The organism is Nodularia sp. UHCC 0506 (assembly GCF_034931045.1).
Classification (GTDB): domain Bacteria; phylum Cyanobacteriota; class Cyanobacteriia; order Cyanobacteriales; family Nostocaceae; genus Nodularia.
Genome location: NZ_JAYGHH010000009.1, coordinates 66,030 through 83,334, shown reverse-complemented (window position 1 = coordinate 83,334; position 17,305 = coordinate 66,030). Strand labels below are relative to the sequence as shown.

Here is a 17,305-nt window from a genome sequence, read left to right as displayed (position 1 = left end):
TATCAAAGCGAATTGAAATATTATGGTCATTTTTCCTTCTCTCAAACTAGCCAAATACTAAATCTAGAATATCGTAAAGGGCGACACGAAAGGTTTTGCCTTATTTGTTAACCTAGCAGAAATTGCGTCACTATAGTTATCAGTTAGTTCTCCATAGATTCAGGTATTTGTACATCTGACCATTGACTATTGACCAAACAAGTGCTGAATACTTGCTTTCAACTTAATTTTTCTTAATTCTTCTCTCTACTCAGAACTGTCCCCACTCAGCACTCAGCACTCAGCACTCAGAACTTTCCCCACTCAGGCACTCAGAACTTTCCCCACTCAGCACTCAGCACTCAGCACTCAGCACTCAGCACTCATAAAAGCTATGGACTTAATTCTTTGTCACACCACCGCAGACTTTGACGCATTAGGAGCCGCAGTTGGGCTGACGTGTCTATTGCCAGGGAGTAAAATTGTCCTGAGTGGTGGCGCACATCCGGCTGTGAGAGATTTCTTAGCATTACACCGCGATGAGTATCCTTTGATTGAAAGACGTGCGGTTATTCCTGAAAATATTCGTTCTTTGAGAATTGTGGATACACAACAGCGCGATCGCCTGGGTAAAGCTGCTGAATGGTTAGATTTACCCAACATAAAAGAAATAATAGTTTATGACCATCACTTAAGTCAACAGCTAAATATTCCCGCCACCGCATCCCATATTGAACCAGTGGGAGCCTGTACAACTTTAATGGTGGAACACCTGCAACAACAGCAAATTCCCCTAACTCTATCTCAAGCCACAGTCATGGCTTTGGGGATTCATCTGGATACAGGCTCTTTAACCTTTGACAGTGCCACACCCAGAGATGCTTTAGCTTTAGCTTGGTTAATGGCACAAGGAGTGAGTTCATCGGTAATTTCCACCTATATTGATCCTGGTTTATCACCTCAATTACAGCAGCTATTAACAGAGTCTCTAGAAAACTTAGAATATTTTTCTCTACGAGGATATACTATTGGCTGGGTAACACTTAAAACAGATGATTTCGTACCAGGGTTATCAAGTTTAGCTTCACAACTAATAGAACTAACCGAAATTGATGCTTTATTACTGGCAAACGAATATACACATAAAATAGATGAATCGCGTTTAACAATCATTGGGAGAAGCCAAATTCCCGGTGTCAATCTCAATCTCTTATTCCAAATATTCGGTGGTGGTGGACATTCTCAAGCTGCATCCTTGAATTTACGTAAGGTAAATACACAGGAAACATTACAACAACTTCTAGACGGTATCAAAAGCTCAATTCCTCATCCGCCCACAGCCAGAGATTTGATGTCTTCCCCAGTCCGCACCATTCGTCCCGAAACCACAATTTCCCAAGCACAGAGCATTTTATTACGCTATGGACACTCTGGTTTATCTGTAGTTGATACCCAAGGAAAACTAGTAGGAATTATTTCCAGACGAGATATAGATATTGCCCTGCACCACGGATTTAGTCATGCACCAGTCAAAGGCTACATGACAACTAAAGTTAAAACAATTACACCAGATACCATCCTGCCACAAATCGAATCATTGATGGTAACTTATGATATTGGACGCTTACCAGTATTAGAAAACGAGCAATTAGTGGGAATTGTTACTCGCACCGATGTTTTACGAGAATTACATCAAACCGATGAAGATATGGGGAGATGGGAAGATGGGGAGCAAAAAGTCAAAATCACACTCAATACTGAATTACAAAATCGCCTTGCGCCGCAACTATGGCAATTACTCACCGTAGCATCCCAAGCAGCAGAAAAAAGAGGTTGGCATCTTTATTTAGTAGGTGGTGCGGTGCGAGATTTGCTATTAGCTGAATCAGCCGCAGGGTCATTAATGATTACAGATATAGACCTGGTAGTTGATGGCTTTCATCAAGCAGCAGATGTTGGTGCTGGTGTAGAACTAGCAAAAGCACTCCAGGAAATTTATCCAGGGGCGCGGTTAGAAATTCATGGGGCTTTTCAAACTGCGGCCTTATTGTGGCACAAAGACCCAGAATTAGATTCTTTATGGATGGATATTGCTACAGCTAGAACAGAATTTTATCCTTATCCAGCCGCAAATCCTGAAGTTGAAGCCAGTTCCATTCGTCAAGACTTGTATCGCCGTGATTTTAGCATTAACGCCCTCGCCTTGCGCCTGACCTCCCCTCGTTCTGGGGAATTACTCGATTTCTTCGGCGGTTTACTAGATTTACAAGCCAAGCAAATTCGGGTGTTACACCCCAATAGTTTTATTGAAGACCCGACTCGCATTTATCGTGGTGTGCGCTTTGCTGTGCGCTTTGGCTTTGAAATCGAAGAACAAACCGCAGAGTTTATCCACTATGCCATTAATAGCGGCGTTTACGATCGCACTACCCAAACAAATCTTAAAACCCCAGCCTTACAAACTCGACTCAAAGCCGAATTAAAATACATCCTCCAAACCCCCTATTGGACATCAGCGTTACAATTACTGAATAAATTAGGAGCGTTGCAGTGTATTCATCCCACCCTGAAACTGAATGAATCACTTTTGCAGCAATTGCGATTATTAGAACGCTGCTTACGACGCTTTGACTCTGAACAAACCCTCACTAATTGGGAAATGCGCCTAGAAGCGCTAATTGCCTATTTAGAACCGCAGTATCGGGTAAAAGTGGCAAGAAATCTGCACTTACCAGAGGATGGCATAAAACGCTTGGAAAATTTGGCTAAAGCCCAAATTGAGGTCAGGGAATTATTACCAACTTGTCAGCGTCCTAGTGAAATAGTGCAGTTGCTACGACAGTATGATTTACCCATGCTGATTTTAATTGCTTTGCCTAGTCCGCGCATCCTCAGAGGGCAGATATGGCATTATTTAACAGTTTTGGCAAATGTGCAGCCAATACTTAATGGCAATGATTTAAAGAAACTAGGCTACAAACCAAATCCGAAATTTCGCCAAATGTTAGATGATTTACTCGCCGCCACTTTAGACGGAGTGATTAAAAATAGAACAGAAGCTGAAGAATTTTTAGTCCAACATTATCCTCAATAAATTGTCTGGCACAGAGGAAAATTTTATGCAAATGTAAATAATAAACGGCACGCTACGCGAACAGCAAGCCCTATTTATAGTTGATAATTCCAGTCATCTTAAATTACGAATTACGAATTACGAATTACGAATTACGAATTACGAATTACGAATTACGAATTACGAATTACGAATTACGAATTAAATAGTATCTGGGTCAATATTTAATTCCCGCAGTTTCGCTGCTAAACGTTCAGCTTTTCTCGCTTCTTGTTCGGCTTTCTGTTCTGCTTGAATAGCACTTTCTTCAGGTGTTGCTACTAATTCCCCATCTGCTGTAAAAAATCTCACTAGTCCTTCATAAACTCCCAGATATAAACCTAACTGATGACTCCACAACAGTCCTTGTGCATTTGCTTGTAAAGGTTGATATTCTCCATCTACTAGATGAAATCCCGCAAACTCTAATGTGTAGGGGTCAAACCAAAAATAATCCAGAGTCCGAAAAGTATCTTGATAAATTTGTTTCTTTAATTCTTTATCTGTCTTTGCTGTGGAATTAGACAGAATTTCCACAATTACATGAGGATATTTGCCGTCTTCTTCCCAAACTACCCAACTTTTACGGGTTTTGCGTTCCGTTCCCAGCACTACAAAAAAGTCTGGACCCCGAAAGTCTTGTGATTTGCGTTGGTGTGGACTGTAGTAGATAGTTAGGTTTCCCGCCGCATAAAAATCATTTCTGTCTCGCCACAGCCATTCCAGACATTTAAAAAGTAGGATTATTTGCCGTAGATGTAGTTCTGTTTCCAAGGGAGGCTCGTCACTATATAAATCACTGGGGGGAAATATCATCTCTGGGGAGATGCCTGATTGAGTTTCTAATTCTTGAGCAATGGTCATAGAATAAGTATGCCATCAAGTAGTTATAAATTTATTTTAGCAGTTTCATGGAAGCGTTCTATCCAAAGTGATATTACATAAAAGTCTGTATCAAAGGTAACAATTTGCCTAATTGTTCTTGACCATTTACGGCTAATTCACTGTGACATAAATAAACTTTTTTAGCTGCACGAGATAGTAAATCTGCCAAAATCTTGCGTAATCTTGCTTCTTCTAATAAATTTTCGTCTTCTGCTGTCCACGGTTCGCCTAACCTGTCTCTCAAGAATAATGGCGCTGCAAATAGAGTCGCTGCACCACCTTTTGCCCATAAAGGGGAACCAGCATCTAACCAAAAATGCCAACGGTGAAATCTTCGGCTAGAGCGATATTGAAAAATAGTTGCTAAAGTGACAGCTTTTCTGGCTGTGCCGATGGGACGCAAAGGGTAAGGGTTAGCGGTAATAGTACCACGTCGCAGTAAATGTATAAATTCGGCGCAGGTGGCGCTGATGTCTCCTGCTGCTGTACTGAGATTTGTTTGTCGTAAACGGGTGTCAATTTCCCAGTAGTGTTGAGTAGTTTCCAGTAATTCCCGCAGTGCTGCCATTTGATCGTAAGGGGGGTTAATATGCTGACAGATAAATTGCTGAATTGCTAGATATAACAGAGAAGTTGGACTGGGCATCAAAGGCTGTGTCCTCTGTTTGTCTAACCACTGTAAAATTTCACCATAAGCTGTGGTGGCTGCATAGCCAATGCGATCCCAGCGCTCGAAGGCTGAAACTGGTAGCAAGTTGGGATGGTCGGGATGAGGAACAAAGCAGCAATCTGCAATCAATCCGGCGCGTACTGGGTCGATGCGAGTGCTGACTAAAGAAGAATTGTCTGATATTTCTTGTTTTCTACTTAAAACAACTAACATCTCAGCTACGGCATCTCGATCTACGAGGCGACCTAAACCGGGATATACTAGTGTCATCATGGTTAGTAAGGCTCGAATCACAGGCGAACTAGTTAAGGGGCGTTGTTCATGGAGTGATTCGACTGCGATATTTTTTTTGGCCAGGATTTCGACTAAAGTATAACGAGCGATCGCATCTAAGCCAGGTGCAATAATTGCCACATCTTCTGCTTGTACTTCTCCTGAATCAATGGCTTGAACAATTTCTGCTGCTGTTTTCCGCAACAATTCGGAGCGAGAGGTAGTTTTAATTAACTGTACTGAGTTTGGTAAACTCGAAACCATTATTGATTCTGAGACTAACTCCAACATTGGAGTTAAAAGTTCGCCTTCAAGACCAGGTAAGGGTGATTTCGTTAATGTCTCAATTTGACAACGCGCTGCTAAACCCTCCAAATACTTGGGATCTGCTCCCAATCCTAGCCGCACTGCGCCATCAGGATTATAGCTAAAAGCCCCTACTGCACCTTGATCCAACAAAAAATCAAATAGTTGTCGTGCTACCCCAGGATAATCATCGACATCATCGGCTAGTACAGCTTGATAACGTTGAGTTAAGTGTTGTTGATAATGGCGATCGCTTAACAAGTTCTGACTATAAAGTTCAGTAATTATCCCATAGCTAAGTAATCCCCTTTCTAAGCACCAGTTGCGCCAATTTAGCAACAAAGATGTCAAAAACTCTGGTTCTAAATTTATAGCACTTTCTTGCAAGCCTGTTTGCAGAATCTGGTTAATATCTTTACAGGGTGTACCACTATAAGCCGCCAATTGAAATAAATCTAGAATGCGACGTACCAAACGAGATTCATTCACTCCCGCAGGTTGCAAAGTGGCTTCTAACTGGGAATGCCAAAGTTTTGTAGCTAATTCCTGTTCGGTTTCAGGGCGTAACCTTACCGGAAATTGTGCTTTGAGATTTAACGACTGAATCAATAAAGGCCAAAATAAAATAACTTCATCTTGAAAAAAACCAAGCATGGTTTTGGCACGAACAGGATATTTTCCTTGAGTTGCTGTCACAATTTTATCAGCCAAACTACGACGATTCTCACTGTTAGCAGCTAAAACCAAAACTCCTGGCGCTGTCTTTGGGAGCGATGAGACTTGTGATATGTCCCTGCTTTTTGGCTCACGTGGTTTTTTAGTATAAACTGATGCAGAATCATGTTGTTCACTTTGCAACCAATCACAAAAACTTTCTACCAAGCGAGTCGTCTTACCACTGCGACTAGCACCAACAATCCAAATAGAATGAGAAATCACAAATCCTCCCCTTATAGATTTGCTAGTATACTGCGTGCGTTAACTTAATGATCAGAAGCACTATTAACTGCTGAATAATTGTCGATGATGAGAATACCAATTTTTAGCCAGAAAATTTACCCTTTTTTACTGTCTGCTTACAGATGGTACTTACTCACTCCAGAGCGTTCATTAGAAGCCGCTTATAAAGCCGCATTACAGATTCAAGCCATAGAAGATGAGCATTTTAATGGTAATAAAATAGACTTAAACTCAGCCATCTATAGCAACAGTGTGATGGATTATTTTGAGTCAGATTTAAAGCGACAATTAAAAACTGCCCGGATGCGACTGACAGAGTTTCGAGCTAGTCGTTTGTTTTCTAATGAATCTCATCAAAGAGCAATTCAGAAAACAGGTATAGAATATCCTAGCCCTACTTTAATTTTAGATAAATTAGAATTCATTGATCAAGTTATCTCTAAATATAATAACTTAGAGAATGAAATCAATTCGGCGGTTGTAGTAAATAAACCTCAAATTGTTAAAGTTGACCCGCCTACCTCTCAATCATCACCACAAAAAATACCAAATCCAAATCAAGAACCGAATCAAAAACAGCGAGGCAAGGCTGATACAATGGGAATATTGCCGAGGTCAATTTTAAGTACCATCGGCCGTCTGCAAGTGGAATTAGACCCCAATGCTGAACAAGATGTTGTTAAAAATTTCCGCCAGACTCAAAGAAGAACCATAATATCTATCAGATTTATTTTACTATTAATTATAGTGCCTCTGTTAACGCATCAAATATCAAAGGTATTAATAGTAGGACCGCTAATCAACCATTTTAGAGGTTCCGAAACTGCTCAAATGTTTCTCAACTTGGAAATGGAGGAAGAAGCGTTAGTAGAATTGCAAAGATTTGAAGAAAGAATTAAGTTTGAAAACCTGATTAGTACCCCCCCTCGACTATCTGCGGCAGAAATAGAAATCAAGATGTCAGATAAAGCAAATGAAATTGCTGAACAATTTCGTCGCCAAAGTAGCAATGCTATTAAAAATGTTTTTTCTGATATTTTTTCAGTGGGTGCTTTTATTTATCTGTTGGTCATCAGCAAGCCCTCGATTATGGTGCTAAAAGATTTCTTTGATCATATTGTCTATGGTCTTAGTGACAGTGCTAAGGCATTTATTATTATTTTGTTTACTGATGTATTTGTTGGGTTTCACTCTCCTCATGGCTGGGAAGTAATTCTAGAAGGTGTATCACGTCATTGGGGTTTACCAGCTAATCGAGATTTTATTTTCTTATTTATTGCTACTTTTCCCGTAATTTTGGATACTATCTTTAAATATTGGATTTTCCGTTATTTAAATCGCATTTCGCCTTCCGCCGTTGCTACATACAGGAATATGAATGAGTAATTCGTAGTTCGTAATTCGTAATTCGTAATTCGTAATTCGTAATTCGTAATTTTTAATTAAGATGGAAAGATGCTGGGATATATGATGTGCTAAACTCGTCTTCCCAGCACCAATTTTACCAATTACAGATATTTCCTAACTTGATATTTTCTCTGTGTTCTCTGCGCCTGGTGTGGTTTGATGTTCTTAAGTAGTATATTCCGCGTTAATTTTCACATAGTCATAACTTAAATCACAACCCCAGGCTTTCCCCGATCCATGACCATTACCAACATTAACTGCAATAATCACAGGGTTATCTACTCTTTGACCTTTAATCATGCTTCTATCTACAGATAAATCATTGCTCTTGTTAGTAGCAATCAAGTCTGGAAGTAAAGAAGAATCAGCCGCAGTTTGTTTTAAATATGCACTAGCTGCTGCACGATCAAATGGTACTGGTTGACCATTTTCTAATAATAAGAAATTCCCTAATTTTATTTGCAGGTTGTCTTGTTCAAAATTTACACCAGCACGTCCGGCGGCGGCGGCGATACGTCCCCAGTTGGGGTCGCGGCCAAAAATTGCAGATTTAACTAGAGATGAACCGGCAATGGTTTTAGCAATTTGACGGGCGGAAACTTGGTCATACGCGCCAGTTACTTGCACTTCAATTAAGCAGGTTGCACCTTCACCGTCACGAGCGATCGCTTTAGCTAAATGCTGACATACTGCTGTTAACATGGCTTCTAATTTCTCGGCTTCTGCACCCATTTCGGTAATTGCTGGGGTGCGAGATTGACCATTAGCCAATGCAATTAAACTATCATTAGTGCTGGTATCACCATCCACGGTAATGGCATTAAAACTCTGGTCAGCAGCCCTAGTTAACATTTGTTGCCACAAATGAGATGAAACCGCCGCATCACAAGTTACAAATGCCAACAGAGTGGCCATATTGGGATGAATCATCCCCGAACCTTTGGCAATACCACCAATTCTAACGGGGCGATCGCCTATTGTTGTTTCTAAAGCAATGGATTTTGTTACTAAGTCTGTAGTAATAATTGCCCCAGCTGCTGCATCTGAACCTGTGTCAGAAAGTGCTGCTACTACCTGGGGAATACCACTGCGTAAAGCATACATCTTAATCCGTTGACCAATTACACCCGTAGAAGCCAGCAAAATCGATTCTGGGGAAATATTCAACTCCCGCCCTAATATTTCGGCTGTTTCTTCGGCATCACGTACACCTTGCATCCCTGTGGAGGCATTTGCTTGACCAGCATTGCAAAGAATTGCACGGGCGCTATGTTTAGCTTGCAAGCGTTGGCGACAATAATCTACACAGGCGGCTTTTACTTGACTTGTAGTGAATACACCAGCTGCGATCGCCTCTACATCTGACCATATCAAAGCTAAATCGGGCAATCCCGAAGGCTTCAACCCTGCGGTGATTCCCGCCGCCTGATAACCTCTTGGTGCTGTCACACCGCCATTAATTTCTTGCCAATCTGCCATTTTCATTTTCCCCACAACTGTTAGCTGCTTGACTGGCGATTATACCAAGTCTTCACTCACTAGTTAGTGGTTAGTTGTCACTTATTTACAACTGTTAGATATTGCCGAATCTAAAGTAAAGAGAGCCACATGGGTAGCTCTCCAGATCATCAGGGTGCATCTACATATCATAGTATAGCATTTTTGCGGTGAGGTGTAACACCCATTATTTATTTTTACAATAAATCTTCCTTAGATGTGAATAACTCTAGTAGTGCCGTGAAGTCAAAAGTCAAAAAGCTGATAAGATAGGCTTTTTATTGATTTAAAATGGTTGTGTTATTTCAATTATTTTGTCTACTTAATATTACGTTAAATAATATATTGTTTCTTAATAAAAGGGAGCATCCCAATTTGGTAAAAATATAAAAGTTTTACTAATGCTAATATACAATTATTCGACTCAGTATTTATTTTTTGAGTATGACACTAACAATAAAACCCCCAACAAAAAGTCTTAAAGACTACGCTTACCACGCAATTCAACAACACCTCAATAAAACCTTAAAATGGGAGAAACCAGTTAAGAAAGATGAAGACCCAGAAGCATTACATCAAATGCGCGTCGGGATGCGTCGCCTACGTACTGCAATCAGTAGGTTTGATTTAGGAATAGATTTACCACAACCAGCCGGAGAAAAGAAAATCGGCAAAATTGCTCGTTGTCTTGGCAATCTTAGAGATATAGATGTACTCAAAGAAACCCTAGAAACCCATTACAAACCACATTTACCTCATAAAGAACAAAAGGTTTTACAAACAGCTTTCGATGCTTTAAATAAGCAACGTAAAAAAGCATTATCCAAAACGCAAACCACATTACAAGGTGAAACTTACAAATCTCTTAAACAAGCATTGGCAGTTTGGTTAAACCAACCCACTTATCAGCCTTTGGCATATCTAGCAATTCAACAAGTGCTACCGGATTTACTTTTACCTGACGTGAGTAGTCTTTTACTACATCCAGGATGGCTCGTAGGAACTAGTATTGTAGATACAGAGATAAAAGTTTGCACAAATTGGCCAGCAGAAAATATCGAAAAAGAATTAACAACTCAAGGTGAAAGCATTCATGATTTAAGGAAACAAGCTAAACGGGTGCGTTACCAAATGGAATTATTTAGTGAATTATATGGTGAGTCTTACGCAGCTTATGTTGCCGAAGTGAAAAGCATCCAAGACATCTTAGGAAATATGCAAGATAGTGTAGTTATGGGTGAGCGGCTGGCAGATATATTCAAATCAGAAATTGATGTTTATTTACCAACACTTGCTAATTTATTAAAGAAAAATCGTTATCAGTTGTGGCAACAATGGCAACCTTTACAAGAGCGCTATTTACAAGCTGAACACCGACACAATTTTCATTTAACCATACTAAATCCCATATCAACAGCTATTTCTTAAACAACAATTTTTAGCGGTGAGTAGACAAGTTGATTGGAGCCTCAAGAGATAAAACATAGGTACTACTTTGGGGAATCTGTACAACACGGGTATTTTCTGGAGAACCTAAGCCAGTCAAGAACCCTACTATGCTGCCCAGCATTGCACCCCGGTCAAACTGTTTGGAATCACCTTGGCTAAAAAATCCCAAAGTATCTCCACCAATTTGGCTCCAAATCGAACTATTTTCCACAGCTTTGTCATTAGCTCGTTTGTAGGTAATAATAGTTCCCGGAATTGTCTGACTTGATGCTTTAATAGCAACAATTCGACCATTGATAACCAAAGATTTAGCGATAATTCTCGCACCTCCATCTGTAGGTTGAAGGTTGATAGTTACAGGGGTATTTTGAGGCACTACAATATTGCCTTGCTCATCTTCAATAGCATCAGTGAGAGGAACCGTTAGAGGATAAGCCTTGTTTTGTCCAACATCAATAGTCACAGATGCTGGAAATTTGACAATAATTGCTGTATCTTGAGGAATTGTGATTTCTTCGCTGACAGCTTCAGTTTGAGATTGCTCAGTCAGCTGAGTCGGAAGAGGTTGAGAGCTAGCTGGCAATGTGAAGGAACCTAACAGAGAAATAGAATAGGCAAGGCTTAACAACATTTGCATTTTCATGGGGCGAGAAACTAGCCTCAAACACTAATTAAATCAAGGATACAGCAACTTATAGAAAAAAAAGATAGGTCTAAATTTATTAATAAGACATATCTTTTTTACTCAAACTCCTACATACGGGATTTTACGCAAATGAGGTGGTGACAGCAAAAGGGACAAGGGAGAATAAGCCAAGGATTTACAACAAAATCAATGCAAAATTATATTAATCACCCGCCTCTCTACTCCCTTGTCTCTTACGTCAAGCTAACCAATTAATTTCTGCCAAGTCATTCCTCCGACAATTCCATCGGCAAGTAAACCATTTTGCCTTTGATATGTCCTAATCGCTGCCCCTGTTTGGGGTCCATAGATACCATCAACACCAGCACCTACACGGAATTGTATGTATCTCACAACTGGACCACCAGCATGATTGGGTCTGACTATTCGTTTAGCTAAAATCAGATTAATTGTATCCCAGGTATTTGTATCTGCAATTCCAGTCGGTGCTAGTCCAACAATATTCTGAAAATTTACTGTTGCAGACCTTGTTGCTGGGCCGGTGACATTATCCTCTACCAAGCGTTTACCATTGGCATCGTTGATTTTTAATCGATTTAAGGCTCTTTGCAGTCTGATGACTGTAGTATCTGTGTTCAATTCTTCATCTGGGACAGGATTAACAGGAGTGCTAGATACTTGACCCGTCAAGCCTTTGACGATGGCATTAGCAGTTGCTTCTGATTCAAAGATATTCATATCTCGTGGTGAATCGATGAAGCAACATTCTACAAGAATCGCAGGCATTCTCGTATTTCTCAGGACATATAGGTGAGAACCACTTTTAACCCCACGATTAAAAAATCCTAGTTTAACAATTTCATTTAACACTGGTTGAGCAATTCTTCTCCCCGCATCGCTAGATGCGAATACTTCTGTACCATTAGCGCGACCATTAAAAGCGTTAAAATGTATGGAGACAAAAACCTCTACTCTGTTAGTATTCGCCGTATTAATTCTTTGAAATAGTGAATTTGTTACGGAAGTAGACCTACTTGGTCTACATGGTATGACCTCATGCCCTAAAGCCCGTAACTTTGAAATAACTCTATTTCCTACATCTGTGTTTAAAACATCTTCAGACTTGATCCCCACAGCACCTGTGTCTGGAGGAGAATTATGCCCAATATCAATGCCAAATTTCATCCGTTGAACCTCACAACTTATGCTTATAAATTCCGATTACCTAATCAAAGGTAGTGTATCGGATAAACCACTCAAACAATGATGGCAAAGAAAAGAACGAAGTAATCAAAATACAGAAACGTCTCTTCTCTACGAGAGGCTACGCTCTAAGCGTAACTATGCCGCAGGCTTTACGAGACGCTATGGGAACGAAGCCTGGTTTAAGTTGTACTAAAATACACATAATTGTATTGTGTACAAAACAGTGGCTTGGAGATGCTGTTTGATCATTGTTCGCTATTAGACTAATGTAACAGACCGTATTCTCTCGTAGTCTTTTTGCTAAATCAAATATTAAGCTAAATTAACCTAAATATTTATAAATATTCAAAATATCTCTACCTACTAAATTTCCTGGTTTATAGAAGAGTTGCCGTACATTTGAGTTAGCATAACCTTGGGTGTTTGGAGAAAGGTGATGAGCAAAACAAAGTTGAGTAAAGCTGGGAACCAACAAGACAGTTTAGCTGTCGAAATGTTTAAGAACCGAATGATTCGGCTGACAACGCCAGTTTTGGCTATAGCTGGATGGTTAGTAATGATTACTCCAAGTATGGCTGTGACGACCTCTTACGCCAATGACTACCGTGTCTGTACAGCTCGACTCTTGAATTTGGGTATAACGGAACAAGCAGTATCACAAGGATGTGCGAAAGCATTACGTCCGAGAGACTTGTCTTCTTGTGTGGTGAGAATTAATCAGCAAACGCAAGTTAGTCCCGTAGATGCTCTCTCTTCCTGTGAGCAAGCCCGGCGACCCAAGGACTTATCTACTTGTGTGGTTGGCATCGCCAGGAATACTCAAGAAGCTGTTCATACAACAGTGTTAAACTACTGTGGCCGTAGTTTATTACCTGAGCGTTTCGCTCTGTGTGTGGTGGGCTTGCGTAGTGAGCTTGATATTGCACCTACCCAAGCCATGGATACTTGTATCGATGCCAGTGACCGTGTTAGTAGTGGTTTTTCACCTGCATCTGTTCCACAAAATACAGTCCCCTCTGAATTTAGTCCGTCTTTTGAGGTGACTCCAATTCCAGGGAATTGAAAAGGTCAATAAATTATTACGTTTTTAAATTGACGAATTTTTTCTAGGCTGGGCTTACAGCCCGCCTATTTTTTTCTGTGTCAGCTAATAGAAAAATAAAAATGCGACTATGTAAGGCTAGGCAAATAAGCCAAACCTCTGAGGTTTTCAGCAGGAGACTGAAAGTATTTATTTTTTTAATATCTTGGTGTTAAATTTACCAACGCTGCATTCTATGTAAGTGAATTGCCTAGCACTACTGCGTGGAAGTCAAAACTCAACAGATTGATATTCTGAGCTGTTTAACTTTTTTGTAGAAGTTTTCTAGGTAATCAATTGATTCTCTAACTTATACATCTAACGCAACTTTTGCTGCTTGTCTTCTGTATCCTCCTTGTTTAAGGTCATGGGGTATTTTTATTTATCAGTTCCGATAGATGCCAGCATAGGGTCTGGTTAGCATTTTTGCAGGAGAAGAAAAGTAGCTTTCCGTCGGACATAGAATTTCTATTTACAACTTGCTGTATTAGTACAAGGTGTTAATGGTATAACACCTTAACTATCAGTCTTCTTTTCTGCCAAACACCATTTGTAAAATCATCGGAATACCACCGCTTTGGTGATATCTATCTGCCCAAGCACGAATGATTTCATCTAATTCTTCCATTGCTTGCTCCCATCGTTCGGCGGGGATATCAAGCTCTTCTAAGGCTCGCATGGTATTTGGTCGCCGTTCTGCCCAATCTTTCATCATGCGGAAATACCTGGCGGTATCTTCCACCATAATGTAAGTCCGTTCTTGATCGTCTGCTGGTGCATAAAAAGGACGAGTAAGAGCGTAAAATGGCATTCCCCAAGGAGAATCAATGCGCGTTACTGTACCGGAGTAGAGTAGCCGACGTTTGATATGTTCTGCTAAGGCTTCGCTCAAAGGCATTTGATGCTCAGGTGGCAATACTTCTTGCGATCGCTTGTGCAAAAATTCAATCAAATCTAGAAACTCAAAAGAAGTGGTTAATTGAGCATCTGGCAGGTTATTTGGTAGTTTCTGCTCAATTTGCCTTTTTTCTTCGCTGGTCAAACTTGTACCAGGAACACGGGATCTTCCTGGTTGCCAAGGAAATTTTTCCATCCAGACATAAGGTAACTGAATTAGATAGCGGGGTTCTTGAGAACCTAGCATCTTTAACAATTTGCCTTCTGTCAGTGCTTGTCTGACTTCCTCTACAATAATTTTTACTCGTTTTGGCTCTAGGTGATGCAAATGACCAGTCATTCGCAGATTTTGCCCTTGCTCTAGATAGGTCATGTATATCGCGCACTTAGCTGCGGTTGCGGCTGCATCTAAGAATGCTCCATGCCTATGCCCACTCGTCCGCATGGCACTAAAAGCCAGATAAAGCATAATCTGATCCATCGCACTGGGGCTAAGACGCTTGATCAGATCTATGTCGTTACTCATATTACAGACAGTTGAATAGCACGTTTACAGATTTTTCATTTGCACAGAAACAAGTAGTATACACCCAATTGAAGCCAATGTCTTGATCCAAACCTGCGAGGGTGTTTAAACTCCGATTTTGTCGGGAGTCAAACATGATCATTTCTCTTGAGCGGGGAGGTCTTACTTCAACAACTGTCTGGTGGCTTTAACAAGAAGTATATCTTTACTAAAAAAATTACTTTTTATTAGGCTGTGAAGGACTGTTGGTTGTGTAAAGATTTCCGGCAATGGTTGGGAGTCATTTAGGAGTAATTGATCTACTTACCTAAGAAACACTGGCAGGTTTAACCAGATTTTGTAAACCAATATACTGCTTACAATTTCCGGTAACTTTTTGGCAGTATCGGCAGTTGACTGGAGGGATAATTATCTACCTGCAATCAGGCGGATAATTCCAAGTTCAAATTACCTTTTATTTTATTACAACATCATATTCTATTTTTGGTCGTTTTTGTATTAATTTTGGATAAAGTAATCAATTGCTAGATACTTCCATGATTACCATGTAAATGCTTAATATGCAACTATTTATGAAGATTCTCTGATGTTGCACCAAAGACTATGAGTTAAAGTTTAATCAGTTCTTTGGTGTTAACAGCATGGCAAAGAAACTTCTGATGCAGATTAAACTACTTCATTACTAGATTTTATCGTTTATACGTATACTGTCAAGTGGGATGAACGCTGAATCATTGAGTTGTAGCAAAACATAGCTAAAGGTTAAAACTAAAAGACTATAGCAAGGGGATTTGATTGATGTATTTGCTGAGGTGCTTAATTCATTAGGATACCAGTCAGAATTGTTAATTTCAAATCCCTGCCTCATCTCCCTAGAGATAAGGCTAGGGGCTGGAAGTCAGAACCAGGAATGAGAAATCAAGGCGAAGGTTTAATTTCATATTGATATTTTTCCATGAATAAATTCAGGCTTGTTCACCCTGAATTAATGAATTCAACTTTTTTGGTTTCAACTTTGAATTAATAATTGGGAAGTTTTAATTCCAGAGCGGTGGTTTAATTTTCAGAGTTAGACGGTTTAACCTGAGTTCGCATTTTTTCAAAGCTGTAAGCTGCTACGCCAAAACTGATGAATATCACTCCCATAATTGGAATAACTTCCAAGGTTTCCTGAAGTATCAGACCCGCAAAAACCACGGTTAAAATTGGAACACCTGCTCCGATAATTGCCGAGCGTAACGCACCTAATTTCCGAATACCAACATGGTTAAGCACATAGCCTACTAGAGTTAGAACACCCAAAATAAAAGCAGTCAAAATCAGTTCCAGCAAATTAGATGACTCAACAGCAAGACTCAAATTATTGGGTAAAGGCAGCAGCAAACAGATAAAGCTCAAAACAAACATGGTGGTAAAATTAACTAATGTAAAAGATACCGGATGCAGTTTAGTAGCGCATATCCGCGTCAAAATTACGTAGCAGGCAAAAGCTAACCCAGCTAAGAGGGCTGTGCCGCTTCCCAGGGAAAAATTAGCCGTACCAAGGCTTGTAGAACCGCCTAAAACCAGCAATTCACCGCAGAAGATAGCAGCCATAGCAGCAGAGTGGAATCCACTGGGGCGATCGCGGAACAGTAGCCATGAAAGGAGTCCGCTAATCAGGGGATAGATAAAGAATAAAGCGATCGCTGTTCCAGTTGCAACTTGACCAATAGCTAGGTAGATCAGCACCTGAGATAAAAACAAAAAGCAACCACTGGCGATGGACAACTGTAAAATTTTCTGTTTTTTGACGCTACTATTAGCAGAATTACCACGTAATGTCCCCACAAGATTTTGCATATCTTGCCATACTTCTGGATGCATCATGGGAGCCAGAAGTAACATGAGTGGCACAACTACCAGCAGCCGGAGCATTAAAATTAACAGAACATTTCCCAGTGTTGGCGAAATAAGTCCCTGGATTTCTAAAACTCCAAAATTGTCGAAAGGTTTAAAAAACATCCCCTTGATGGCTATGTTGTACAGCGATGACACGACCGTTGACAACACAACCAGCAAGAAACCTATTTGGATGGGCGAAAAAGTTTGGGAATTAGCTGACTGTGATAATGGAGGTTTTGCTTCTGGCTGAGTTGCTGAATCAGAATTTAGGGGTTTAGTCTTGCGTTCAGACAAGTCCCTGCTAAGGACTGAACTAGGTTCGCTAACCTTGATTGCCTCTGATGAGAATTTGGTATCGCGTTCAAAGGATTCCCTGCTAGGTAAGGAATTTGATTCTCTAACCTTTGCTGACTCTGGGGGGGATTTTGTTTCACGTTCCGATAAGTCTCGACTGAGGACTGAACTAGGTTCACTCGCCTTTGTGGACTCTGGTGGGATTTTAGTCTCCCGTTCCGATAAGTCCCGAC

11 protein-coding genes are annotated in these 17,305 nt (G+C 40.3%); 4 read left to right on the top strand and 7 right to left on the bottom strand.

Annotated features, from left to right (window positions below):
• Positions 1–373: 373 nt before the first annotated feature.
• Entirely contained in the window at positions 374–3,073 is a 2,700-nt protein-coding gene (locus VB654_RS08575) for a CBS domain-containing protein (protein ID WP_323213295.1), read from the top strand.
• Between the two features lie 180 nt (positions 3,074–3,253).
• Here VB654_RS08575 and VB654_RS08570 read toward each other — a convergent pair whose 3' ends face one another.
• Both VB654_RS08570 and VB654_RS08565 read right to left on the bottom strand, forming a co-directional pair.
• Positions 3,254–3,955, bottom strand: coding sequence for a Uma2 family endonuclease (locus VB654_RS08570; protein WP_323213294.1), 702 nt, complete (start codon positions 3,953–3,955; stop codon positions 3,254–3,256).
• Between the two features lie 73 nt (positions 3,956–4,028).
• Positions 4,029–6,164 (bottom strand): recombinase family protein, encoded by a 2,136-nt coding sequence (locus VB654_RS08565; protein ID WP_323213293.1) that lies wholly within the window; start codon positions 6,162–6,164, stop codon positions 4,029–4,031.
• An 87-nt stretch (positions 6,165–6,251) separates the two neighbouring features.
• On the opposite strand from VB654_RS08565, the gene VB654_RS08560 reads away from it, so the two are divergent.
• The gene (locus VB654_RS08560; protein ID WP_323213360.1) at positions 6,252–7,571 is read left to right on the top strand and encodes a proton extrusion protein PcxA; all 1,320 of its coding nucleotides are present in this window, start codon (positions 6,252–6,254) and stop codon (positions 7,569–7,571) included.
• A 186-nt stretch (positions 7,572–7,757) separates the two neighbouring features.
• Here the strand turns inward: VB654_RS08560 and argJ are convergent, their stop codons facing one another.
• Positions 7,758–9,071, bottom strand: a complete 1,314-nt coding sequence (argJ, locus tag VB654_RS08555; RefSeq protein ID WP_323213292.1) for a bifunctional ornithine acetyltransferase/N-acetylglutamate synthase — start codon at positions 9,069–9,071, stop codon at positions 7,758–7,760.
• Positions 9,072–9,533: 462 nt separating this feature from the next.
• Here argJ and VB654_RS08550 point away from each other — a divergent pair, with 462 nt between their 5' ends.
• Positions 9,534–10,517 (top strand): CHAD domain-containing protein, encoded by a 984-nt coding sequence (locus tag VB654_RS08550; protein WP_323213291.1) that lies wholly within the window; start codon positions 9,534–9,536, stop codon positions 10,515–10,517.
• 10 nt (positions 10,518–10,527) lie between these two features.
• On the opposite strand, the gene VB654_RS08545 is transcribed toward VB654_RS08550, so the two are convergent.
• Together VB654_RS08545 and VB654_RS08540 are read right to left on the bottom strand one after the other, a co-directional pair.
• Positions 10,528–11,181, bottom strand: a complete 654-nt coding sequence (locus VB654_RS08545) for a hypothetical protein (protein ID WP_323213359.1) — start codon at positions 11,179–11,181, stop codon at positions 10,528–10,530.
• A gap of 246 nt (positions 11,182–11,427) precedes the next feature.
• Positions 11,428–12,369 (bottom strand): N-acetylmuramoyl-L-alanine amidase, encoded by a 942-nt coding sequence (locus VB654_RS08540; protein ID WP_323213290.1) that lies wholly within the window; start codon positions 12,367–12,369, stop codon positions 11,428–11,430.
• Between the two features lie 457 nt (positions 12,370–12,826).
• On the opposite strand from VB654_RS08540, the gene VB654_RS08535 reads away from it, so the two are divergent.
• A complete protein-coding gene (locus VB654_RS08535; RefSeq protein WP_323213289.1) occupies positions 12,827–13,453 on the top strand; it encodes a hypothetical protein in 627 nt (208 codons plus the stop codon).
• Positions 13,454–13,994: 541 nt separating this feature from the next.
• Here VB654_RS08535 and hetR read toward each other — a convergent pair.
• Together hetR and VB654_RS08525 are read right to left on the bottom strand one after the other, a co-directional pair.
• A complete protein-coding gene (hetR, locus tag VB654_RS08530) occupies positions 13,995–14,894 on the bottom strand; it encodes a heterocyst differentiation master regulator HetR (protein WP_323213288.1) in 900 nt (299 codons plus the stop codon).
• Positions 14,895–15,950: 1,056 nt separating this feature from the next.
• On the bottom strand, positions 15,951–17,305 hold a 1,355-nt coding region (locus tag VB654_RS08525; protein WP_323213287.1), incomplete at its 5' end, for a DMT family transporter.